Source organism: Streptomyces sp. NPDC025793 (genome assembly GCF_055558375.1).
The window spans coordinates 78,263-100,212 of the sequence record NZ_JBVHMR010000026.1; the positions used below are offsets into that span (position 1 = coordinate 78,263).

Consider the following 21,950-nt stretch of genomic DNA (forward strand, 5'->3'; position numbering starts at 1 on the left):
CCGGCTCGGGCTCGGGCTCGGGCTCAGGAGATGCCGAACTCGGTGGCCAGGAGTTCGAGCAGTTCGTCGTCGGTCGCGGTCTCCACGTCGTTCACGTGGTCCCGTGCCGACTCTGTTTCCTCCGGGGCGAGTTCGGCCAGGAGGAGGTCGGCGAGGGCGCGGGGCGAGGGGTGGTCGAAGGCCGTCGTCACGGGCAGGGTCAGTCCGGTGACGGCGCACAGGCGGTTGCGGAACTGGACGGCCGCCAGGGAATCGAAGCCCTGTTCGCGGAAGCCGCGCCGGGGGTCGACGGCCGTGCTGTCGCCGTGCCGCAGGACCTCGGCCGTGAGGTCCAGGACGAGTTGGGTGAGCAGCCTGCGCCGCCCCGGCTTGTCGGCCTCGCCGAGCCGCGCCATCAGCCCCTCGGCGCCTTCCCCCTCGACCTCCTTCGTCTCCACCAACTCCGAGAGCAGAGGCGGCGGTACGGGCCCGGCGAGCACCGCCCAGTCCACGTCGCACACGGCGACCGTCGCGTCGTACCGCTCCAACGCCGTGCGCAGCGCGGCGAGGCCGGTCTTCGGGTCCAGGTCCCGCACACCGGGCCGTGTCGCTCCGGCCGCCTCTCCAGCGACGGCCCAGTGCCCCCACGCCACGGCCGTCGCCGGGAGCCCCTGCGCACGCCGGGCGGCGGCGAGGGCGTCCAGGACGGCGTGGCCGGGCGCGTAGGTGGCGTGCCCTGCGGCGCCCAGGGTGCCCCCGAGGGACGAGAACAGCACGAACGCGTCCAGTTCCGGGGCGAGTTCCCGCGTCACCCGGTCGAGGGCGAGCGCGGCACCGGCCCGGGAGCGCAGCACCCGGCGCGCACGGTCCTCGTCGGCGGTGTCGATCGTCGCGTCGTCGAGGATGCCTGAGGTGTGGACGACTGTGCGGAGCGGCAGTTCCGGGGGCAGCCCGGCGAGGACAGCGCGCAGGGCGGTGTCGTCGGCGGTGTCGCAGAGGATCCCCGGGGGGCCCTGATCGGTTGTCAGGAGGACGACGTTCTCGGCCCCGTTCTCGGCCAGCCACTCGGCGACCAGCCGTCCGACCGGTGTCTCGCCACCGGTGACCAGGGCTGTGCCTGTCGGCTTCCACTCCCGGCGGGCCGGGGTGGGCGGGGCGGGGCGGAGGCGGCGGGTCCAGGCGTGGTCGGCGCGCAGGGCGATCTCGTCCTCGTCGGTGGCGCCGGCGAGGGTGGCCAGGAGGCGGCGGGTCGTGGTGTCGTCGAGGGTCAGGGGGAGTTGGACGCCGTCAGCGGGGAGGCCGTCGGTGGGCAGGCCGTTGACGAGCGGGGCGTTCGCGGGCATGCCACTGGCGGGCAGATCGATCAACCCACCCCACGATTCCGGTCGTTCGGCCGCGACGACCCGTCCGAGCCCCCACACGGCGGCCTGCGTGGGCGACGGCACCGCCTCCCCGGCCCGCACGGCGACCGCGCCGCGCGTCACGAGCCACACCGGCGCGTGCACTTCGGCGTCGCTGAGGGCCTGGAGGAGCCGGAGGGTGGCCCCGAGGCCCCCGTCGCCGCTCTCGCCCTCGGCGAGTGCGAGCAGCGACACCACTCCGTCGGCCGGGCCGAGCCGGGCCGCGAGTTCCCGCCGGGTCGTCGCCTCGGGCACCTCCAGCACCTCGGCGCCGTCGATGAGACCGCCGAGGCCGAGGCCCTGTGGGACGACCGCCAGCCATCGCCCGTTCAGCCGTGCCCCCTGGTCGAGCCCGGTGACCGGCTGCCAGGTGACCCGGTACCGCAGCGCGTCCCCCGTGTCGCCCTGATGCCACGACGCCAGGGCGGGCAGCACCGCACGCAGCGCGTCCAAGGTGGTGCTGTCAAGGCCGAGTTGGGCGGCGAGGGCGTCGGTGTCCCCGGCCTGCACCCGGTCCCAGAACTCCCGCTGCCGGTCGTCCCCGGCCGGCGCGGCGGGCTGTTCGGCCCAGTACCGCTGCCGCTGGAAGGGGTAGGAGGGCAGGTCGACCCGGTTTCCGGAAGGTCCCAGCAGGGCGCCCCAGTTGACGCCGATCCCCCGCACGTACGCTTCGGCGGCGGCCGTCAGGAACCGGTCCGTGCCGCCGTCCTCGCGGCGCAGTGTCGCGACCAACGCGGTGTCGGCGTCGATGAGTTCGGCGGTCTCTCCGATCGCGGGGAGCAGTACGGGGTGCGGGCTCACCTCGACGAACGCGGTGTACCCGGCGGCGAGGAGTGCCTCGGTGGCCCGCTGGAAGGCGACGGTGCCCCGGAGGTTGGCGTACCAGTACCCGCCGTCCAGTTCGCCGTCGGCGACCCATTCCCCGGTGAACGCGGAGAGCATCGGCACGGCGGGTGCGCCCGCGCGGACCGGCGCCAGGTCCCGGTCCAGGACGTCCCGCAGGCTCTCGACGGCCCGGGTGTGCGAGGCGTAGTCGACGGGGATGCGCTTGACGCGTGCGCCGTCGGCGGTGAAATCGGCGGCGAGTTCGTCGAGGGCGGGTCCCTCGCCGGCGAGGACCACGGAGTGCGGCCCGTTGACGGCGGCGACGGCGACCCGCTGCCCGTACGCGTCCAGCCGTCCGGTGACGGCTTCGGCGGGCAGGCCGACGGAGAGCATGCCGCCGGTTCCGGCGAGGGCGGTGATGGCGCGGCTGCGCAGGGCGACGACGCGGGCGGCGTCCTCCAGGGTGAGGGCGCCGCTCACGCAGGCGGCGGCGATCTCGCCCTGGGAGTGTCCGAGGACCGCGTCGGGGCGGACCCCGTACTCCTCCCAGAGGGCGGCCAGCGACACCATGACGGCGAACAGCACCGGCTGCACGACGTCGACGCGCTCAAGGCCGGTCCCGTCGCGGACGACGTCGTGCAGATCCCAGTCGGTGTGCGGGGCGAGTGCCTGTCCGCACTCGGCCATGCGGCGGGCGAACACCGGGCTGTGGACGAGGAGTTCGCGTGCCATGCCGGTCCATTGGGCGCCCTGCCCGGGGAAGACGAACACGGTCTTGACGTCCGGGAGGGCGGTGCCGGTGACGACCGAGGGGGTCGAGCGGCCGTCCGCGTGCGTCGCCAACGCCGGGATGTGGTCGCGGAGTACCACCGCTCGGTGGTTCAACCTGGCCCGGTGGTGCAGGAGTTCGCAGGCCGTGTCGGTGAGCGAGGGCGCCTCTTCGGAGTCGAGGAGTGCGGCGAGGCGTCCGGCTGCCGTGCGCAGGGCGTTCGCGTCCCGGGCGGACAGCAGCAGCGGGATCGTGCCGTCGGTTTCGGCGGGTTCGGGAGTGTCGGTGGCGGGCGCTTCTTCCAGGACGACGTGCGCGTTGGTGCCGCTCACGCCGAAGGAGGAGATGGCGCACCGCCGGGTTTCCGCGTCCCATTCCCGGGCTTCGGTGAGGAGGCGGACCCCGCCCGAGGACCAGTCGACGTGCCGACTGGGCTTGTCCACGTGGAGAGTTCGGGGCATGCGGCCGTTGCGCATCGCCATGACGAGCTTGACGAGTCCGGCGACCCCTGCGGCGGCCTGCGCGTGCCCCAGGTTGGACTTGACGGAGCCGAGCCACAGCGGGTCGTCGGCCGGGTGCTGCGCGCCGTACGTCGCGAGGAGGGCCTGCGCCTCGATGGGGTCGCCGAGCCGGGTGCCGGTGCCGTGGGCCTCCACGAGCTGGACGTCGGAGCCGGAGAGTCCGGCGTCGGCGAGGGCGGCCCGGATGACGCGCTGCTGGGCCGGGCCGCTGGGCGCGGTGAGGCCGTTGGAGGCGCCGTCCTGGTTGACGGCCGTGCCCCGCACCAGCGCGAGCACCCGATGGCCGAGCCTGCGCGCGTCGGAGAGCCGTTCGACGAGGAGCAGGCCGACGCCCTCGGACCAGCCGGTGCCGTCGGCGGCGTCCGCGAACGGCTTGCACCGCCCGTCCGGAGCCAGCCCGCGCTGGCGGGAGAACTCCACGAACGGCGTGGGCGCGGCCATCACGCTGACGCCGCCCGCGAGGGCCATCGTGCACTCCCCGGCGCGCAGCGCCCGCACGGCGAGGTGCAGGGCGACGAGGGAGGAGGAGCAGGCGGTGTCGACGGTGACGGCCGGGCCTTCGAGGCCGAAGGTGTAGGCGATGCGTCCGGAGGCGACGCTGCCCGCCGTGCCGTGGCCGAGGTAGCCCTCCAACTCGCCCGGCACGTCGGAGAGCCGGCCGATGTAGTCGTGGTGGATCTGTCCGGCGTAGACGGCGACGGGGGTGCCCTTGAGAGCGGCCGGGTCGATGCCGGCGTCCTCGAAGGTCTCCCACGCGGTCTCCAGGAGGAGCCGTTGCTGGGGGTCCATCGCGAGGGCCTCGCGCGGGGAGATCCCGAAGAAGGCGGCGTCGAAGTCGCCCGCTCCGTGCAGGAAGGCGCCCTCGCGGACGTAGCTCGTGCCGGTGCGGTCCGGGTCGGGGTCGAAGAGCCGCTCGGGGTCCCAGCCCCGGTCGGTCGGGAACGGCCCGACGACGTCCCGTTCCTGGTCGACGAGGCGCCACAGCTCCTCGGGGGTGTCGGCGCCACCGGGGAAGCGGCAGGCCATGCCGACGATGGCGATCGGATCGTCGTCGACAGCCTTGCCGATCACGGGAGTCGGGGTGGCGGGGCGTTCGGCGGAGCCGATCAGGTGGGCGGCAAGGGCGGCCGGGGTGGGGTGTTCGAAGACGACGGTGGTGGGCAGCCTGAGTCCGGTCGCGGCGCGCAGCCGGTTGCGGAGTTCGACGGCGGTCAGCGAGTCGAACCCCTGGTCGGAGAAGGCGCGTTCGGCGGGGACGGCGTTCACGGAGCTGTGTCCGAGGACTGCGGCGGCGGCCGTGCGGACGAGGTGGATCGCCTCGTCGAGGGAGGCCGGGGCCTGTCCCGTGGGCGTGTTGGCGCGCCGGGTGCGGGGTTTCATGGTGGCCAGTGCGCGCAGCAGCGGGGGCACCGGTTCCATGGCGCGGACGTCCAGCAGGGCGCCGGTGAAGGCCGGTTCGGCTCCCGTCATCGCCTCGTCGAGGAGCCCGAGGGCGAACTCCGGGTCCATGGGGAGGACTCCGCTGCGGGCGAGGCGTTCCCGGTCGGCCTGCGTGAGGTGGCCGGTCATGCCGCTGTCCGGCGCCCACATGCCCCACGCGACGGACACGGCGGGCAGTCCGAGGGCCCGGCGGTGCACGGCGAGCGCGTCGAGGGAGACGTTCGCGGCGGCGTACCCGGCCTGTCCGGCGCCGCCGAGGACCCCGGCGATCGAGGAGAACAGAACGAACGTGGCCAAATCGTGACAGAGGGTCAGTTCGTGAAGGTTCCACGCGGCCCGTGTCTTCGGCGCGAACACGAGCGGCAGCCGGTCGGGGTCGGCGGCCTGCACGGTCGCGTCGTCGAGGACGCCCGCGGCGTGGACGACGGCGGTGAGCGGCCGGTCGGCGGGGATCGTGTCGAGGAGCGCGGCGAGCGCGGCGCGGTCGGCGGTGTCGCAGGCGGTGACGGTGATCTCGGCATCCAGGTCCCCGAGTTCGGGGTCGCCGCCGCTGCGGCTGACGAGGAGGAGGTTGCGGACGCCGTGCTCGGTCACGAGGTGCCGGGCGACGAGGCGTCCGAGGGTGCCGGTGCCGCCGGTGACCAGGACCGTGCCGTCCGGGTCGAGCCGTCGGGGCAGGGTGAGGACAACCTTGCCGGTGTGCCGGGCGGCGGCCATGTGCCGGAAGGCGTCGTGCGCGTGCCGGATGTCCCAGGCGCGGTGCGGAGTCTTCGGCACGTCGGTGGCGAGCACTTCGGCGAGCATCGCCCCGATCCGCTCGGGCCCGGCGTCGAGCAGGTCGAACGCCTGGTAGCGCACGCCCGGTTGACGCGCGACGACCGTCTCCGCGTCGCGGATGTCGGTCTTCCCCAGCTCCACGAACCGTCCGCCGGGCCCGAGGAGTCGCAGCGACGCGTCGGTGAACTCCCCGGCCAGGGAGTTGAGGACGACGTCCACGCGCCCGAACTTGCCCTCGAACTCAAGGTCCCGGCTGCTGGCGAGGTGGTCGTCGGGGATACCGAGGGCCCTCAGCTGGCCGTGCTTGCCGGGGGCGGCGGTCGCGAAGACCTCGGCGCCGACGTGCCGGGCGAGCGCGACGGCCGCCGAGCCGACACCGCCGGCCGCCGAGTGGATCAGGACCTTGTCGCCCGCCTTCAGACCGGCGATGTCGAACAGGCCGTGCCAGGCGGTCAGCCAGGCGATCGGCACCCCGGCCGCCTCCGCGAACGTCCAGCCGTCCGGGACCGGCGCGAGCATCCGCGCGTCCGCGACTGCGACCGGCCCGAAGGCGCCGTGGATCACGCCGAACACCCGCTGCCCGACGGCGAGTTCCGTGACGCCGGGCCCCGTCTCCAGGACCACGCCCGCGCCTTCGCCGCCGAGGACGTCGTCGGCGACCTCGACCATGCCGAGCGCGAGCAGCACGTCACGGAAGTTGACGCCGGCCGCGCGGACGGCGATGCGTACCGCGCCGGGGGCGAGGTCGCGCAGGGCGTGCGGGGCGGGGCGGGGGGCGAGGTCGCCGAGGAAGCCGGAGCCGGTGACTTCGAGGAGCCAGGGCTCGTGGTCGAAGGGGAGGGTGGGGGCGGCCTTGAGGCGGGCCACGAGCAAGGCGCCGTCTCGGACCGCGAGTTGGGACTCGCCCGCGTACAGGGCCGAAGTGACGTGGTCCCAGGGGGTGTCGGTGCCGTCGAGGTCCAGCAGGGCGAATCGGCCGGGGTGTTCGGTCGTCGCGGTGCGCAGGATGCCCCAGGCGGGTGCGGCGATGGGGTCGTCGAGGGCGTGCCGGGTGACGAGGACGAGGGTGCCGTCGTCGTGGGTGAGCCATTCCTGGGCGAGCAGGAGGGCTTGGCGGGCGGTGGCCTCCGGGTCCTGCGTCGGCGGGAGTGTCGTGAGGACGAGGTCGTGGCCGGTGGCGTCCGCGAGGGTGGTGAACGTCTGGGCGCCGGGAACGTCGAGGGTGCCGACGGTGGCGGTGCGGACGTCGGCCGGCTCGCCGGGTTCGACGCGTTCGACGGGCAGCCAGTCGATCCGGTACGGCGGCCTGTTGCCCGAACTCGCCGCCTGGGCGCGGAGGGTGAGGGTGTCGACGTGGGCGACGAGGTGGCCGTCCGGGTTCCAGGCGGTCAGTTCGACGGTGTCCTTGGAGCGGGCGCGGACACGAACCCTCAGTTCGCGGGAGGTGGTGGCGTGCAGGTGGACGCCCTCGAAGGAGAACGGCAGCGGGGTGGCGCCCGGGGCGCCGGTGACCAGGCCGCCGGCGGCGATGGCCTGGAACGCGGCGTCGAGGAGGGCGGGGTGGCAGAGGAAGCCGCCGGGGGTGGTGTCGTCGGGGAGGTGGGCCTCCGCGTACACCACGCCGGTGCCATTCCACAGGCGGCGCAGGCCCTGGAAGGCGGGGCCGTATTCGTAGCCCTGGTCGGCGAGGCGGTCGTAGACGCCGTCGAGTGGGACTTCCTCGCCGGTCGGCGGCCAGGCGGGGGGTGCCGTGGCGGGGGCGGCGGTGGGGGCGGCGAGGGTGCCGGTGGCGTGGGTGGTCCAGTCCGTGTCCGCGTCGGGGCGGGTGTGGACGGTGAAGGGGCGGGCGCCGGTGTCGTCGGCGGGGCCGGTGACGGCGCGGAGGGTCAGGGGGTGGTCGCCGAGGGCGGCGGGGGCGGTGAGGGTGAGGTCGGTGATCCGGCCCTGGTGCGCGCCGAGTTCGAGGAGGGCGGCGCCGGGGAGGAGGACGGTGCCGGAGACGGCGTGGTCGGCGAGCCAGGCGTGGGCGACGGCGTCAAGGCAGGCGGTGAACACCGCGCCGCCGTCGGGGAGTTCGGCCACCGCGCCGAGCAGCGGGTGGGCGGCGGCGCGCAGGCCGACGGCGGCGAGGTCACCGGAGCCGCCGCGCTGGGCGAGCCAGTAGGGGCGGCGCTGGAACGGGTAGGTGGGCAGCGGGACCGTGCGGGCCGTGCTGCCCGTGAAGTGGGCGCTCCAGTCGACGGGTACGCCCCGCACCCACAACCGGGCCGCCGCCGTGAGGAGTTCGGCCGCGCTGTCCTCGCCGCGTCGCAGCGATCCGGTCACCAGGCCGTCGGTGTCGACCTGTTCGAGGATCTCGGCGAGGCCGACGGCGAGGACGGGGTGCGGGCTGGACTCGACGAACACGCGATGGCCGTCGGCGAGCATTGCCTCCAACGCGTCCTGGAACCGGACGGGTTGCCGGAGGTTGTCGAACCAGTAGGCGGGGGTGAGGGTCGCCGTGTCGGTGAGGGTTCCGGTGACCGTGGAGTAGAAGCGGACGTTTCCGGAGGGGAGCGGGGTGGTCCGCGCGGCGATCTCCAGGACGGCGTCCCGGAGTTGGTCCATGTGGGCGCAGTGGGAGGCGTAGTCGACGGGGATGCGCCGGGCCCGAACGCCCTCGCCCCGATAGGCGTCGACCAGGGCCTCCAGGGCGTCCACGTCACCCGAAATTACCGTGCTGCGGGGCCCGTTGACGGCGGCGACGGTGAGTCCGGCGCCGAGCCGGGCCTCCACCTCGGCGGCGGACAGCGGAACCGACGCCATCCCGCCGAGCCCGGCCGCTGCCCTGAGGGCCTTGCTGCGCAGGGCGACTATCCGGGCGGCGTCGGCGAGGTCGAGGCCGCCCGCGACGTGCACGGCGGCCAACTCGCCCTGGGAGTGTCCGATCACGGCGCTGGGCCGCACCCCGAGGGACTCCCAGGTCCGTGCGAGCGCGACCATCACCGCGAACAGCACGGGCTGCACGACCTCGGCCCGCTCCAGCGGCGGCGCTCCCTCGGCCCCGGTGAGGACGTCGAGGACGGCGAAGTCGAGGTGCTCGTCGAGGACTTGGGCGCAGGCGGTGACCGCCTCGCGGAACACCGGCGAGGTCTCCAGGAGGCGGGCCGCCATGCCGGGCCACTGGGAACCCTGACCGGGGAACACGAAGGCCACGGCACCGGGTTCGCCCGCGACGCCGGTGACGAGAGCGGGGTGGGTCGCCCCCTCGGCGAGGGCCGCGAGGGCGTCGGCCTGGTCGCCGATGACGACGGCCCGCTGATCCAGCGCGGCTCGCGTGGTCGCCAGCGACAGCCCCAGGTCCGCGCTGTCCAGGCCGAGTCCGGCGATCTGCCGGGCCTGCGCCCGCAGCGCGTGCTCGGTCCGCGCGGAGAGCGGGAGCGGGACGACGTCCAGCGGCCGGTGTCCGCCCTCGACGGCCTCGTACGCGGGGGCCTGTTCCAGGATCACGTGCGCGTTGGTGCCGCTGATGCCGAACGCGGAGACGGCCGCGCGGCGGGGGCGGTCGCCGGTCTCCGGCCAGGGGCGGGCCTCGGTGAGGAGGGCGAGGCCGGAGGTGTCCCAGCCGACGTGGGTGGAGGGGTGCTCGGCGTGCAGGGTGGGCGGGAGTTCCCCGGCGGCGAGCGCCATCACCGTCTTGATGACACCGCCGACCCCGGCGGCGGCCTGCGTGTGGCCGATGTTGGACTTCAACGAGCCCAGCCACAGCGGGTGTTCACGGCCCACCCCGTAGGTCGCGGCGAGCGCGTGCGCCTCGATGGGGTCGCCGAGCCGGGTCGCGGTGCCGTGCGCCTCGACGGCGTCCACCCCGTCGGGGGTGAGACCCGCGTCGGCGAGGGCCAGACGGATCACCGCCTGCTGGGCCTGGCCGTTGGGCGCGGTGAGGCCGTTGGAGGCACCGTCGGAGTTGAGGGCGCTGCCCCGGACGACGGCGAGGACGGGGTGGCCGTTGCGACGGGCGTCGCTCAGCCGCTCCAGGAGCAGCAGGCCCGCGCCCTCGGCCCAGCCGGTGCCGTCGGCGTCCGCCGAGAAGGCGCGGCAGCGGCCGTCCGGCGACAGGGCGCGCTGGCGGGAGAACTCGACGAAGAGCTGCGGTGTCGCCATCACGGTCGCGGCCCCGGCCAGGGCCATCCGGCACTCCCCCGCGCGCAGCGCCCGCACGGCGAGGTGCAGGGCGACCAGGGAGGAGGAGCAGGCGGTGTCGACGGTGAGCGCGGGTCCGTGCAGACCGAGGGCGTAGGCGATCCGGCCTGAGGCGACGCTGCCGAGTTTCCCGAGGTCGAGGTAGCCCTCCAGCTCCGGCGGGAGCGGGTCGAGGGCCGCGCCGTACTCGTGGCGCATGACGCCGGTGAACACGCCGACGCTCTCGCCGTGCAGGGCGTCGGGGGCGATGCCTGCGCGCTCCAGGGTCTCCCAGGCGAGTTCGAGGAGGAGACGCTGCTGGGGGTCCATCGCGAGGGCCTCGCGCGGGGAGATCCCGAAGAGCTCGTTGTCGAACTCCCCCGCTCCGCGCAGGAATCCGCCGCGCCGGGTGGTGGTGTGACCGGCGCGTTCCGGGTCGGGGTCGTAGAGGGCATCGGTGTCCCAGCCCCGGTCGGCCGGGAAGTCACCGCTGGCGTCGACGCCGTCACGGACGAGGCGCCAGAGGGCTTCGGGGGTGGTGACGTCGCCGGGGTAGCGGCAGCTCATGGAGACGATGACGACGGGGTCGTCGTCAGCAGGGTCGACGGCCTCGGGCGTGCCGTCGTGGCGCGCCCGTTCCTCCCCCATGAGCGTCTCCCCCAGCAGGCGCGCGAGCGCCCCGGGCGTCGGGTGGTCGAAGACGACCGTCGCCCGCAGCGCGCATCCGGTGCGCCCGACCAGCGCGTCCCGCAGCGCGACCGCGTTGACCGAGGTCAGCCCCATCTCGCGGAACGGCCGCCGGGAGCCGACCTCCGCGAAGGGGGCGTCGAGGACGCGGGCGGTCTCCTCGCGGACGAGGTCGAGGAGGGTGGTGTGGCGGTCGTCGGCGGAGAGGGGGTGGAGGCGTTCGCGCAGGACGGCGGCGCGGGCGGGGTCGGGTCCGGAAGCCCGGTCGGGGCTGGATGCCTGGGCAGGACCTGACGCCCGGCCAGGCGTATTGTCATACCGCCCTGCCTCAGCCCCTCCCTCGGCCTCCCCCTCGCTCTCAGCCCCTCCTCTGCCCCCGGCCTCTATCCCCGCCCCCGCGCCCCCGCCCAGCAACCGCGACGCCACCCCCGCCAGCAGATGCCGCGCCGCCTTCCCCGACGCCGTGCGCGGAATCGCCTCCACGGCCCTGATCTCCACCGGCACCTTGTACGCCGCGAGCTGCCCCCGGCAGTACCGCAACACGGCGTCCGCGTCGAGCCCCTCCTCGCGCGGGACGACGTAGGCGACCGGCACCTCGCCGAGGACGTCGTCGGCCCGGCCGGCAACCGCCGCGTCGGCCAACTCGGGTATGCCCCGCAGGACTTCGTCGAGTTCGGCGGGGTAGACGTTCTGACCGCCGCGCACGATGAGTTCGGAGAGCCGCCCGGAGATGGTCAGGTGTCCGGTGGCGGCGCGGGTCGCGAGGTCGCCGGTGCGGTACCAGCCGTCGACGAGGACCTCGGCGGTCGCGTCGGGCCGTCCGTGGTAGCCGGCCATGACGTTGGGGCCGCGTACCCACACCTCGCCCGCGTCGCCCTCCTCGCCGCTGCGGGGGTCGACGAGGCGGACGTCGAGGCCGGGAACGGGTCGTCCGCAGGAGCCGGGGACGCGCTTGCCGTCCGGGGTGTTGGAGGTGATGGGGCCGCAGGTCTCGGTGGTGCCGTAGCTGTCGAGGAGGGGGACGCCGAAGTGGTCCTCGAACTCGGTGCGCAGGGCGGCGCTGCCGACCGCGCCGGCCGTCAGGCACATGCGCAGTCCGCCGCCGAGGCCGGGTGCGTCGCGGGCGGCGGTGAGCAGTTGCTGGTACATGGCGGGGACTCCGGCGAGGAACGTGTAGTCGCCGCCCCGCAGTTCGCCGAGGGTCTCCTCGGGGGCGAATCCGCTCGTGACGTAGGTGCTCGCGCCGACGGCGAGGGTGCCGAGCGTGCCGAGGTGGTGGCCGAGGCAGTGGTGCAGGGGCAGCGGCCACAGGACGCGGTCCTCGCCGCTGAGGCCGAGGAGGGGGGCGTAGCAGGCGGCGATGGTCCACAGGGAGTTGCGGACGGAGGAGACGACGCCCTTGGGGCGGCCGGTGGTGCCGGAGGTGTAGAGCATGAACGCGGGTTCGTCGAGGCCGAGTTCGTCGCGGGGGGCGTTCGCTCCGGCGGCGAGTTCCTCGAAGGACCAGGCGGACGGCCAGGCGTCGGCGCCCTCTTCGGCCCCTTCTTCGGCCCCTTCTTCGGTGACGACGAGCTGTACCGACGGGTCCGCGACGCGGCGGATCTGGTCGAGGTGGGAGGGGTCGGTGATGACGGCGCGGGCGCCGCTGTCGGTGAGGAAGTGGGCCAGTTCGGGGTCCACGGACAGCGGGTTGACGGGGACGCCGACGGCTGAGGCGCGGGCGACGGCGAGGTACGCCTCGACCATGGTGACGCCGTTGCCGAGGCAGATCAGTACCCGGTCGCCGGGGTCGACGCCGACGGTCTCGGCGAGTCCGGTGGCGATCCGCGCGGTCCGCTCGTCGAGCCGCCGGTAGTCGACGGACCGGTGCGCGTCCCGGAACGCCGTGCGCCCGGGGGCGTGTTCGGCGTGCTCGCGCAGGAGCGCGTGGACGGGGCGGATCAGCTCTGACTGGGGCACGGGCCACACCTCGTTCGCTCGGGCCGGTCATCCGAGGCGGCCCGCGCGGGTGCGGCGGGCCGTCGCCCACCGTACGAAGGGGCCGTGCGGGGATGCAGGGGAAGAGGGCCACTGACCGGCCATCGCCCGGGAATCCGGGGCGGGGGTTACCGGCAGATGGGCCGGCGCTGGAACGGGCGCACTGCGCGGCGGGGGCCGGGTTCCTAGCCTCGGGTAGCGGCATCGTCCACTCTGCCCTGGGGGCTCCCCATGACCTCGTCGGTACAGCCGTCACCCACGCTGATCTCGCGTTTCCTCGCCCCAGGCGACGGCGGTCCACGCCTCGGCGCGCTCACCTACCTGAACGGCCCGCTGTCCGAGGCCCCGGAGGGCACCGAGCTGACGGTGCGCATGGGGGCGGCCGGGGAGGCCCTCACGGAGACGTGGGTGGCCGGGGAGCCGGTGTACGGGGGCGCGTACGCGGGCCTCACGTACACGGGCTGCCGGGACTTCGTGTTCTGTGTCGGCCGGATCGAGGAGGCGGGCGAGTACGCCGACGCCACCCGCCGTACGTACGAGGACCTGTTCACGCTGCTGGCCCGGCTGGGGTACAAGCGGCTGGTGCGGGTGTGGAACTACATCGGTGACATCAACGGCCGCAACGCGCGTGGCCAGGAGGTGTACCGGGACTTCTGCGTGGGCCGCTCCCACGCGCTGGAGCAGCTCGGCATGCTGTACGGGATGCCGGCGACGACGGTGATCGGCGCGGAGGGCGACGGTATCGGGATCGCGCTGCTCGCGGCGCGGGAGGCGGAGCCGGTGAACGTCGAGAACCCGCGCCAGACGCCCGCCTACCACTACCCGCCCCGGTACGGTCCGCGTTCCCCGAACTTCGCGCGGGCCACCTATGTGCCGTCGGCGGACGATCCGCTGGGCCGTGGCACGGTGTTCGTGTCGGGCACGGCGAGCATCATCGGGCACGAGACGGTCCACGTGGGTGACGTGCGCGCGCAGACGCACACGGCGCTGGAGAACGTGTCGCTGCTGATCGGCCCGGAGAACCTGTCCGAATACGGGGTGTCCCACACGTACGGTCTGTCGGACCTGCGGCGCGCGAAGGTGTACGTGCGGCACGCCGAGGACATCCCGGCGGTGCGGGAGATCTGCTCGAAGCTGCTGCCCGAGGACGGCCGCGTGGTGTATCTGCAGGCCGACGTGTGCCGGGAGGATCTGCTGATGGAGATCGAGGGCGTCGCGGACTGAGGCCGGGCGGCCCCGCACGCGTCGAAGCCCCGCTCTGGTAGTGGTGACCGGGGCGGGGCTCTTGATGCGGGTGGGGGGACGGGTCAGGCGGAGGTGGCCTGGGGCCAGCGGCCGGGGGCGGTCTGCGGTGCGGCGTTGAAGCGGGCGGCGAACTCCTCGGCGTGGCGGGGGTTGCCCTGGAGTTCGGCGAGGAGGGGGTGCCAGTCCTCGTCGCCGGGGTACTGCTCGGCGCGTCGGCCGGTGTGGAGGAGTCCGGTGAGCAGGCGGGTGAGTGCCTGGTCGCCGAGCGGGGGGAGTTCGAGGCGCATCGCGTTGGTGTGGACGGCTTCCCAGCGCGGGAGGCGGCGGGCGAAGTCGCTCTCGGCGGCGGCGACGACGAGGACGGGTCCGGTGAGGCCGGCGAGGAGGTCCGCGAGGTCGTCGGTGGCGTGGTGGACGTCGTCGAGGAGGATCAGGGCGGGGGTGTCCGCGGTGAGCTCGCGGAGCAGGGTGAGGCAGGCGTCGGCGAGTTCGCCGCGGCCGGTGGTGGCCGGGGTGATGCCGAGTGCCTGGCGCAGGCGGGGCAGGAGGTCGAGGTGGGCGGGGTGGTGGCGGGTGAGGTGGCCGGTGAGCCGGCTGTCGGCATCGGCCGGGGCGGTGATGCCGGTCCGGGAGCGGAGGAGTTCGGCGAATAAGGCGGTCGCGTCGGTGTGTCCGCCCGGGGGTGGGGCGGCGGTGAGGACGGTCGGGGCGTGGGTGGGTTCGTCGGCGACGCGGTGGGCGAGTTCGGCGAGCAGCCGGGTCTTGCCGATGCCGGGGGCGCCGAGGAGGGTGGCGAGCGCGGGGCGCTTGCTGTGGGCGACCCAGACCATCAGGCCCTGGAGGACGTCGAGTTCGGCGGTGCGGCCGACGAGGGGGGTGGGGGTCGGGGGTGCGGGGGGCGTGGAGGGCGCGAGGGTGAGGCGCGGCGGGTTCAGGTCGGGGACGGTGTCGTTGACGACGACGGCGCCGGGGACGGTGGCGGCGGCGAGGCGCCGGCAGTCGTCCAGGACGCCGGCCTCGATGAAGGGGATGCTGCGGCCGTCGGCGCCGTGCGAGACGACGGCTTCCCCGGAGTGCATGGCGACCCGGATCGCGGCCTCGGGGCAGGTGTCGGCGGCCCAGCGGGTGATGGCGCCGACGGCGGTGAGGGCCCGTTCGGCGTGGTCGGGCAGGCGCCGGGTGGCCCCGAAGTAGCCGCACCAGGTGGAGCCGGGGCCGGGGGCGGGGACTCCGCCGCAGCGCCGGATCTCGTCGTGGACGAAGGTGCGGACGGCGTCGGTGGCGGCGTCGGCGGTGATCATGACGACGGTGATGTCACGGCGTTCGGCGCGTCCGGGGGTGTGCTCGGCGGCGGGCTGCGGCCGGGCGGGGACGGGCCGTGCGGCGGGTTCGGGGGTGGGGGTGCGGACGAGGTCCAAGGGTGTGCGGAGTTGGGGCGCCGGGGGGCTCAGGCGGACCTGGGCGGGGGGCCCGACCTGGAGGGAGGGGTCCTGGTTGAGGATCGCGTACTCCAGCGCCCGCACCGTCTCGGCGGGTTCGACGCCGAGCTCGGTGACGAGGCGGGCGCGGAGCCGGCGATAGGCGGCGAGGGCGTCGCCCTGCCGTCCGGAGCGGTAGGCGGCGAGCATGAGGAGGCCACAGAGCCGTTCCCGCAGGGGTTCGGCTGCCACGGCGAGGGTGAGTTCGCCCATGACCTCGTGGTGGCGGCCACAGGCGAGGTCGGCCTCGAAGCGGTCCTCCTCGGCCGCCTTGCGGCTCTCGGCGAGGAGTTCGGTCTCGGGCCAGCGGTAGCCGAGTTCGACGAGGTCGGCGAGCGGGTCGCCGCGCCACAGCGCGAGAGCCTCACGCAGGACGCCGGACGCCTCCTGCGGCCGGCCGGAGCGCAGCAGGCCGCGGCCGTGCTCGGCGAGTTCCTCGAAGCGGCGCCGGTCGATCCGGGCGGAGTCGGTGTGCAGGAGGTAACCCGGGGGGTGGGTGAGCAGCAGGGGGGCGTCGGGGCCGGTGTCGGCGGCGAGGAGCTGCCGCAGGCCCGAGGCCGCGTTCTGGAGCATTTTCCGGGCGGTGCGCGGAGCGTCGTCGCCCCATATCGCCTTCAAGAGCCGGCTGATCGCAACGGCTTCATTGTCGTGCAACAGGAGACAGCTGAGCACGGCACGTTGGCAGCTTCCGGCAACGGGAAGATCCACACCATCTATCCTGACCTGGAGAGGTCCTAGCAGAAAGAAATTCATGTACTTTCTATGAGTTCCCGCTGAAATAATCAGCTTGCCGTCGTTCAGATTTATTTCGAATCTCCGGCCCCAATGGACCATTTCTGCTCCCGCATGATATGCGGGAAATAAATTCTTTACCGGCGGAGGAGTTCGTCCGGCGATTTGACCTTACAAGGTTCAAGCAATGCTGGTCGACTAGGGGAACCAGTAGTACGTCACAACAAACCGCCACAGACCAGACAAAATCCCCTTGATGAGCGGTGTCCGTTATTCCACTCAGCGAAAAAGGGGGCCAAGAGATCGCCCCCCGGCTTTTTGGACGGGCACCGACTGTGCGACTATGAGCTTGTCTCACGTGGTGAGGTTGGTCAGCTTCTTGTAGCAGGTCATTGCGGCCGCGAGACCGAGGAAGCCGAGAAAGTGTGTGCCTTTCCGCTCGTACCGGACGGTGAGGCGGCGGTAGCCGAAGAGCCTGGAGATCGACCCTTCGATCTTCCAGCGGTGCCGGCCGAGTCGCTCGCTGGATTCGATGCCCGGGCAGGCGATGCGCGGGATGATGCCGCGGCTGCGCAGACACCTCAGGTGCTCGGCGGAGTGGTAGGCCCTGTCCGCGCGGAGCTTGAGGGGACGGCGCCGGCGCGGACCGCGCCGCGACCGGATTGCGGGTATGCCCAGGACCAGCGGCAGCAGAGCCTGACTGTCATGGACGTTCGCACCGGACACACCGAGCGCCAGGGGTAAGCCCTGAGCGTCGGACAGGACGTGCAGCTTGCTGCCCTTCTTGCCCCGGTCGACCGGATTGCGGCCGGTCAGCGATCCCCCCTTTTCGCGCGGACCGAGGCCGCATCCGCTATCACTGAGTTCCAGTCACTTCACCGCGCGCACCGAGCTCGTCCAGGACTGCCCGGTGTAACCCTCTCCAGAGTCCGGCCTCGGTCCAAGCGGAGAACCGGCGGTGCGCAGACCCCGAAGGCCTCGGGAAGGTGCCGCCACGCGCATCCGCTGGTCAACACGTACACACTGAACCTCGGCCGCTATCCGGACAGGCAACGACAACTCGCGGGTACGGGCCGAGATACGGACCACGTCGCCCTCCACCGACACCCGCTCCACCAGCACCGCGTCGAGATGGGGAGACACAATACGTACGAGGCCATCACCTTCGATAACAATACCGGAAGGCGTGACGGAGCGTCACCGGCACACGGTCGCACGCACCGGCTTCACGGAAATCTTGCCAGGGCCAGGATGAGGTTCTGGATGATTTTTGGTGCAGAGCCAGTCTTACGAGAGCGGCAACAGACGGTGACGTCGTAGATGCCCTCGGTGGAATAGGCTGTCTCGACCTTCTGGAGAAACTGCTGGTAGAAGGTGCTGTTGCGGTGGGGAGGCGGTCAGGGTGACCTCATGTCCGTCCCACACTCGCAGCGCGCAGTAGATCCACGTCTTCTCCGGCCCGCGACCGTAGTTGACCTCGGATTTGATGCGGTGGCCGCCCGGCGACCAGCCCGGCGTCGGCGAGAAGGTGCAGGGGATCACCGGTACGAGCTCGCCGGCGCAGACGATCGTCCCGTCTTCGGCGGGCGTGTGTAGAGCTCGATGATCCTGGGCCTTTTCCCTCGAACTTGGTCCTTGTTCATTGGCGCTGGCTGCCTGGCGTGCAAGCCATCAGCCGGATACGCCGTCCGCGGTCATCAGCCCAGCCACCTCGGCCAGCTGCCGGATCAGAGCGTCCGCCGACGGGCTGAGGGCGCTCGCAGCGCGGACGGTGACGCCCACGCTGTGCCCGATCAGCTCCAAGGGAATGGCGAGCCGGGTGATCCGGGCATCGTCGCGGGTGATCAGACTCGGTAGCGCCGCGATCACATCGGTGTCCACCAGCAATTGGCGGACGGTGAGGAACGATGTCGCCTCGATTCGATTGGCGGGCAGCGCCATCTCGTGCCGGGCGAAGAAAAGCTCAAGTTCGCTGCGCAGCGTGGTGTTTGATCCGGGCAGGATCCATGGGTAGTCGGCCAGGTCAGACAGCTCGACGGCGGGCAGGCCGGCGAGCGGGTGCGAGGAGCGTACGACGAGGTCGATGGATTCGTCGTAGAGTTTGCGCCGCGCGATCCGCTCGTCGGACGGCGCGGTGAGCCTGCCGACGATCAGGTCGACTCGCCCGGCTTCCAGCTCGACCAGCAGTGCTTCGGGTGAGCCTTCCCGCACCACGATCGTCAGATAGGGGCGCTCTGCCTTGATCGCGGCGATGGCCTTGGGCAGGAGGACATTTGAGCCGGCCAGGTGGGTGCCGACGACGACCGTGCCCCGCTCCGCGTCGGCGAGTTCCGCGACATGCCTGCTGGCTTGCTCGAGCTGGGCCAGAACTGCCCTCGCGTGTCCCGCGAACGCCACGCCGAAGGCCGTCGACGTGATGCCACGCGGATGGCGGTCGAACAACAGCACGCCGAGGATTTGTTCTAGTTCGTGCAGGCTGCGGGTCGCTGCGGGCTGGGTGATGTGGAGTTCTGCCGCCGCGCCGACGACGCTCCCCTGCCGGACGAGCGCATCGACCAGGGCGAGATGACGGATCTTCAGGCGCCCGTCCGCAAGACGTGGAGGCCTCACCGGGACACTCCGGCGCCGCGCGTCCGGGGGGAGTGAGCGTGTGGGCTCGTCGTCGGTCCCAGGAGGCCGGGCGGTGGGTGCAGTGCCATGCGTCCGTTCGCAATCGTCGAGGTCTTCTCAGATTCCCGACTGCCGCGGTCTGGTCGCTCCGTGACTGTTGTCTTACCCGGCTGCGACAGCCGGGCGACGCCGCGCCGGGGCGGTCGTGAGGGCGGATATGACAGGGACGTCATGGGAGGCGCGACCGCTCGCCTGCCGTGCTTTGGTACCAGCGAAGCTTAGGACATGTCGGAGCGAGCCTGCCGTCCATCCGGACCCTCCTGCCGGGGATGCGGGCTGCTCTCACCTGCTCGACGGGTGGGCGCGGTGCTTCCTGTACTGGTTCTGCCCTTGCTGTGGTGGGGCATGCATGAGCCCAGGACACTGGTGCCGCCGACCGACCCGGCCGAGTCCGCCTCGGTGCGCCGGTTGTTCGCGGAAAGTCGCCGCCCGCTCACGCTCATGCTCTGGGCGTCAGCGCTGCTGGGCTTCATGACCCAGGCTGTGATGGCCGCTTGGACACCCCGACCAATGGCCAGTTACGGGTTCACCGCGACCGAAGCGCCGCTCGGCACCGCCGCGCTTGGCTTCGGAGGGATCCTCGGCGGGTTGTTGCTCGCCGCTCTCAGCACCAGATTTCGCGCCGCGAAAGTCGTTGTCGTTACCTGTGCGATCGACGTCGCCTTGATCGTACTGCTGGCCAGGCTGCAACTCGGCAACACCGCAGTCCTCGTCATCGTCGGAGGGGTCGGGCTGGCCACGCTGGCCTCCCTGAACGGGGCGCCCATGATAGCGATGATGTCTTACCCGCGCGGTGTGGAGACGTCCGGCGTCGGCTGGACGGTGGCGTTCGGTCGGGTCGGTTGGGTGCTGGGGCCGGTCGGTGGCGGGGTGCTGCTTGCGCTGGGCGTATCCGCACGCGGCGTCGTGCTGACCGCTTGCGTGCCGGTCCTGGCCGCGGCCGTCCTGTTCGCGTTCCTTTCCCGCCGCATTGGAGCCGAGGCCCTCCAAGGCTCAGTGGACCCGATCCCTACCTCGGAAGAGTCGCCCCGCGACACTGCACGTGCCGGTCCGGACGGCTCGCCCCGCGCCGCGGGCGGGGCGAGCGACAACGTCCTTGGCGAAAGCTGATATGCCTTTCCCGGTATGACGTAATGCCATTCTCGCATTGGTTCGGCATAGCGCATTGGGCCACAGTGGTGCCAACCGCAACCGTGCCAAAGGACAGGACCCGATGACAGGGATCGATAACATGGCGTTCCACGACCCGGCCGGACCCGTCACGGCGACGGACTCTGGGTCCGTGCGAGGGCGTCGCCGAGCCGGCGTCGCATCCTTCCTCGGCATCCCCTACGCTGCGCCTCCGGTCGGCGAGCTGCGCTTCGCCGCCCCCACCCGGCCGCAGCCGTGGGATGGCGTACGTGACGCGACCACCGCCGGGCCGGCGTCCGTTCAGGCACAGTCCGCCGGGGAACTGGTGCCCAAGGTGGTCCCCGCCATTGACGAGGATTGCCTGACGGTGAACGTGTGGACTCCCGCGGTGCAACCAGGCCACGGACTGCCGGTGATCGTCTGGCTGCACGGCGGAGGGTTTGCCGTGGGCTCGGCCTCGGCACGGTGCTACAGCGGCGAGGAACTGGCCCGCCGCGGGGCTGTCGTGGTCGGGGTCAACTACCGGCTCGGCGCCTTGGGCTACCTGTATCTGCCTGCGGAGGCCGCGGCGGACGGGATCAGGGCCAACTTCGGCCTGCTCGACCAGGTTCGGGCACTGGAGTGGGTGCGGGATAACGCGGAGGCCTTCGGCGGCGACCCCGACCGGGTGACAGTTGTCGGCCAGTCGGCGGGCGCCTACTCGATCCTCGCCCTGGGCGCGATGGAGCGAGCACGGCCCCTTTTCCACCGCGCGGTCCTCCAGAGCGCCCCCTTCGCGGTGGACGACCATGACCTCGACGTCGCTGATGACACGACGTCGGTGTTCCTGGAGGCGGCGGGCGTCCCCGGCGCCGGGAGGGCTGAGCTGCTCGGACTCAGCGCTGCCCAGATCCTGCGGGCCCAGCAGCAGACATTCAACCGGTTCACGGGCACGGGCCACCTGGACCGCCCATTCGTGCCGGTGGTGGACGGGGCGACGTTGACGGTCAAGCCCGCACAGGCGGCATTCGAAGGCAGCCTGGACCACGTTGACCTCCTCGTGGGCTGCACCGCGGAGGAACGGCTGTTCTTCCCGCAGGACGGTTCACTGTCAGGTACGGGTAGAGAGCAGGCCCGCAGGATCGGTGCGCAGATCGACGATCTGTTCACCGAAGGTGTCTTCCGGCTGGGCGAGCACCTGGCGCAAGTGGGCCGTCCCGCGCGGCTCTTCTGGTGGAGGTGGCCCAGCGGGGGCAGCGAGGGACTGGGCGCATGCCACTGCGCGGAGCTTCCCTTCCTATTCGGCAACTTGGACCAGTGGGCAAGCTCGCCCTTCCTCAGGCACGGGACGGCGGACGATCACACCTATCTCGTCGACGCCATCCAGGAGGCATGGGTCTCCTTCAGCAAGACAGGAGACCCTGACCCGGCCGGCACGCTCGGCTGGACCCCGTACACGGTGGAGGGACAGGAGACACTCGTGTTCGATGTACCTGCGATACAGACTCCCGACCCCCGCAACAGCCGGGTCCGGTGACGGCGCCTGAGCTGTCCGCGTGGACACCAACTTCCTGGTGCCGGACGAGGTGAGCCGATCCCGGACGGAGTCCTCGTCAACGAAGGAGACCGGACTCCCTGGTCACGGACGTTCGCCACCACCGACAGAACGCAAAACGGGTCTAGGGGCTGCCTCGGCCGTCCCGTCCATGACTGTCGGTGATGGTCGAGATGGTCTGTTTGGACACGCTCGCGCCGCAGACCTCGGCCAGCTTGACGAAAAGTTACCGAGCGTCACCCGAATCCAGTAGATCCAGGGCTGTGGCCATCACCGATTGCCACTCCTGCTGTGCACCACCCTTGGCCAGCCCCGACAAGTGTGCTTCGTGCCCATCTGGGATAGGAGGCTGTGGTATGGGCCTCTACGTTGAGGCGTCGATCGTGGCATGTGACCGACAGTCGGTCGTCCGCAGCGTCTGTCTCACAGTGGAGGCCGGAGCGCTTCTGTGTCCCGCACCAGTGGTCGAACGCGAATTTCGGCGTCGGCGCGATCCAGGCCCTTTCGCAGGGATCTGGGATGAGCGAGGGTCCCGCTCCGGCGCCACCAGCCGCGAAGGCTCGGTTCTGGCGATCCTCGGCAAGGCCGACGACCCGACGCGGGACGTCGTGGCTGGCACGCTGG

7 protein-coding genes are annotated in these 21,950 nt (G+C 72.4%); 3 read left to right on the forward strand and 4 right to left on the reverse strand.

Annotated features, from left to right (window positions below; genetic code table 11):
* Positions 1 to 23 precede the first annotated feature (23 nt).
* The gene (locus ACZ4MF_RS34830; RefSeq protein ID WP_467496447.1) at positions 24 to 12,518 is read right to left on the reverse strand and encodes a type I polyketide synthase; all 12,495 of its coding nucleotides are present in this window, start codon (positions 12,516 to 12,518) and stop codon (positions 24 to 26) included.
* A gap of 249 nt (positions 12,519 to 12,767) precedes the next feature.
* Between ACZ4MF_RS34830 and ACZ4MF_RS34835 the strand changes: the two genes are divergently transcribed.
* A complete protein-coding gene (locus ACZ4MF_RS34835; protein ID WP_467496449.1) occupies positions 12,768 to 13,760 on the forward strand; it encodes an FkbO/Hyg5 family chorismatase in 993 nt (330 codons plus the stop codon).
* Between the two features lie 83 nt (positions 13,761 to 13,843).
* On the opposite strand, the gene ACZ4MF_RS34840 is transcribed toward ACZ4MF_RS34835, so the two are convergent.
* From ACZ4MF_RS34840 to ACZ4MF_RS34850, 3 genes are all read right to left on the reverse strand, one after another.
* On the reverse strand, positions 13,844 to 15,832 hold the full coding sequence (locus ACZ4MF_RS34840; RefSeq protein WP_467496451.1) for a BTAD domain-containing putative transcriptional regulator: 1,989 nt from the start codon (positions 15,830 to 15,832) through the stop codon (positions 13,844 to 13,846).
* Between the two features lie 513 nt (positions 15,833 to 16,345).
* The gene (locus ACZ4MF_RS34845; protein WP_467496468.1) at positions 16,346 to 16,861 is read right to left on the reverse strand and encodes an IS5 family transposase; all 516 of its coding nucleotides are present in this window, start codon (positions 16,859 to 16,861) and stop codon (positions 16,346 to 16,348) included.
* Positions 16,862 to 17,662: 801 nt separating this feature from the next.
* Positions 17,663 to 18,601 (reverse strand): LysR substrate-binding domain-containing protein, encoded by a 939-nt coding sequence (locus tag ACZ4MF_RS34850; RefSeq protein WP_467496452.1) that lies wholly within the window; start codon positions 18,599 to 18,601, stop codon positions 17,663 to 17,665.
* A 366-nt stretch (positions 18,602 to 18,967) separates the two neighbouring features.
* Here ACZ4MF_RS34850 and ACZ4MF_RS34855 point away from each other — a divergent pair, with 366 nt between their 5' ends.
* The gene (locus ACZ4MF_RS34855) at positions 18,968 to 19,771 is read left to right on the forward strand and encodes an MFS transporter (RefSeq protein WP_467496454.1); all 804 of its coding nucleotides are present in this window, start codon (positions 18,968 to 18,970) and stop codon (positions 19,769 to 19,771) included.
* Between the two features lie 103 nt (positions 19,772 to 19,874).
* Complete coding sequence (locus ACZ4MF_RS34860) at positions 19,875 to 21,308, forward strand: carboxylesterase/lipase family protein (RefSeq protein WP_467496456.1); 1,434 nt, start codon at positions 19,875 to 19,877, stop codon at positions 21,306 to 21,308.
* The last annotated feature ends 642 nt before the right edge of the window (positions 21,309 to 21,950 follow it).